General features: G+C 67.1%; 2 protein-coding genes. Both read right to left on the bottom strand.

Translation table 11 applies throughout. The annotated features are described in order from the left end of the window. The coding region (locus L810_RS41255; RefSeq protein WP_042978276.1) for a glycosyltransferase family 2 protein at positions 1–944 on the bottom strand (944 nt) is incomplete at its 3' end. A 259-nt stretch (positions 945–1,203) separates the two neighbouring features. Next, entirely contained in the window at positions 1,204–2,466 is a 1,263-nt protein-coding gene (locus L810_RS41260) for a glycosyltransferase family 87 protein (protein ID WP_042978277.1), read from the bottom strand. Between the last annotated feature and the right edge of the window lie 182 nt (positions 2,467–2,648).

Consider the following 2,648-nt stretch of genomic DNA (forward strand, 5'->3'; position numbering starts at 1 on the left):
GCGCGATAACGGCGCCGCACGAGATAGACGGGGCGCTGCTTCGACTCGTGATAGATGCGGCCGAGGTATTCGCCGATGACGCCGATGCCGATCAGCTGGATGCCGCCGACGAACAGCATCACGGAGATGAGCGACGCGTAGCCGTGCACGGGGTTGCCGAACAACAGCGTGCGCATGACGATGAAGGCGCCGTAGATGAACGAAAGGGCGGCGAACGCGAGGCCGATGTAGGTCCATACGCGCAGCGGCACGGTGCTGAAGCTTGTGATGCCTTCGAGCGCGAAGTTCCAGCGCCGCCATCCGGAGAATTTCGAGCGGCCGCCGCTACGCGGGGCACGCGTGTATTCGATGATCTCGGTGCGATAGCCGACCCATGCGAACAGGCCTTTCATGAAACGCCGCCGCTCGGGCAGCGCGCGCAGCGCGTCGACGACCTGGCGGTCCATCAGCCGGAAATCGCCGACGTTCTCGGGCATCTCGACTTCGGAGAGGCGGTTGTGCACGCGGTAGTAGAGCGCGGCGGCCACGCGCTGCATCAGCGGATCGCACATGCGGTCGGTGCGCTTCGCGGCGACGACCTCGGCACCGGCGAGCCAGCGTTCGACCATCGCGGGGATCAGGGCGGGCGGATCCTGCAGGTCGGCATCGATCAGGATCACGGCGGTGCCGGCGGCTTCGTCGATGCCGGCGGTGAGCGCGGCTTCCTTGCCGAAGCGCCGGGTGAGATCGACGATGCGCACGCGCGGGTCGCCGGCCGCGACGTCGATCAGCCTGTCCAGCGTGTCGTCGCGGCTGCCGTCGTTGATGCAGACGATCTCGAAACGGATCGTATCGACCGATTCGAGGATCGGCAGCGTTGCCGCAAAGAATGCGTCGATTGTTTCCGCCTCGTCGTGGAACGGTACGACGAGCGATACCAGCGGCCTTCTGGCGTGCGCGGACATACGTCCCCCGAGAGATCCGGCTCGTGCTGCGCCGTATGGATCAGGTCATCGTCCGCTGCAGGCCGGACGACAGGCGTTCTGATCATTGTAGGCAGGAATCGGGGATTCGTAACACGAATCGATGCGGGTGTGGTGGGGCGGGTGGCAGCCTGATTTGCCGGATACCGATGTCGACGCTGCCCGAGCGCAACCCGGGGCGTGATTGCCAGGCGCAGCAGTCGGCATGGGCAGGGTGCCGGCGTGGTGCGCGGCTATCGGCTCACGGGGCGCGAACGTGCGCGGCGCGCGTACCGCGACTGGCAAACCGTCCGCGCCGCAGCAGCATGAGCAGCGCGATCGACGTCACGAGCGGCCCGATCTGCGGCAGATGCATCCACGGATTCAGAAACTCGTAAAGCGGCAGCGCCCACAGGATGGCCACGAAACCTTGCTCGCCGCGCAGCCAGCCGTCCTGCGAGCCGATGGCGATCATGCACGCGATCGGGACGCACAGCCAGGACAGTTCGTAGTGCCAGACATAGGGATTCACGGCGAGCGTCGCGATGAACAGTGTCGCGACGCGCAGCCGCGCATCCTGGTGGCGATGCCAGACGAAGCACGCGGCCGCGATCGCAACCGCGGCGATGCCGGCCTGCCCAACATAGGCGAGCGCCGGCGACAAGCCGGCGAGACGAAACGCCGCGAACGGCGTCGGCGACGCAAACCAGAACGGAACGCCATGCTCGATGATCAGCGAACGCAGCGCTCCCGCGTTCTGCATGAAGAGATGGAGCGATTCGATGCCGCCTGTCGCGATGCCCAGCGCGGTGAAGGCGGTCGCGAAGGCCGCGGCCCACGCGAATGCGCGCCACGCACGCGCTGCGATCAGCACGAACGGGAACAGCAACGCGAGTTGCGGCTTGACCGACAGGAGTCCGATAAAGAAGCCGGCCAGCACCGGCCGTCGATCGACGAAATGCACGGCGAGCGCGGCGCACGTCGCAGTCAGCATCGCGTTCTGTCCGTACGTCGCGGTGACGAGCACGCCCGGAGATGCGAGCAGCGCGAGCCAGCCGATACGTTTCGCGCCGGGCGTCGCCGCGAGCCCCGACACGCGCCAGGTCGACACGCCGAGCAGCACGATGCCGAGCGCGATGAACAGCGGATAGCCGATCGCATAGGGCAGCAGCGAGAACGGCGCCACAACGAGCAGATACGAAGGCGGGTACAGCCATGGCAGGAACGCATGGCCGGCCGTGATCGGGAACAGGTCGGCGAGCGCCCGCGAAAACGCGGGGACATCGTAGACCTGCCACGGCGAGCCATGGCGCATCAGATGGGACGCGGACCAGAACACCGTGAACCCCGAGCCGGGGCGGAACAAGCCCGGGTCGGTCGAGTGGAAGCCAACCCGGACCATGATCGACACGAACAGCACGCCGATCGTGAGCATGACCGCGCTGTAAAGCGCGATGCGTCCGGGCGTCAGCCAGACGCGGACAGGGCGTTCGTCAGCTTGTATCGATGAGCTGGGAATATCCATGCTGCGCTACTTCACCGACAGGTTGCGTGCTGCTGCCGCGGTCGCGGCGGCCGTCTGCCGTCGTCGGGCAGGGGCGACGCGCCGAACCGGAAACGGCAGCAGCTTCGACGCGTCCGGCTGCGCGACGTGCCGCGCCGGATGTTGGCCCACCAGGGCGGCGGCGCGATAACGGCGCCGCACGA

The sequence above is a fragment of the Burkholderia sp. AU4i genome, from assembly GCF_000466765.1.
GTDB lineage: Bacteria > Pseudomonadota > Gammaproteobacteria > Burkholderiales > Burkholderiaceae > Burkholderia > Burkholderia cepacia.

Coding starts and splice junctions, on each gene's coding strand:
- L810_RS41260 (WP_042978277.1), bottom strand. CDS start 2,466: ATGGATATTCCCAGCTCATCGATACAAGCTGACGAACGCCCTGTCCGC.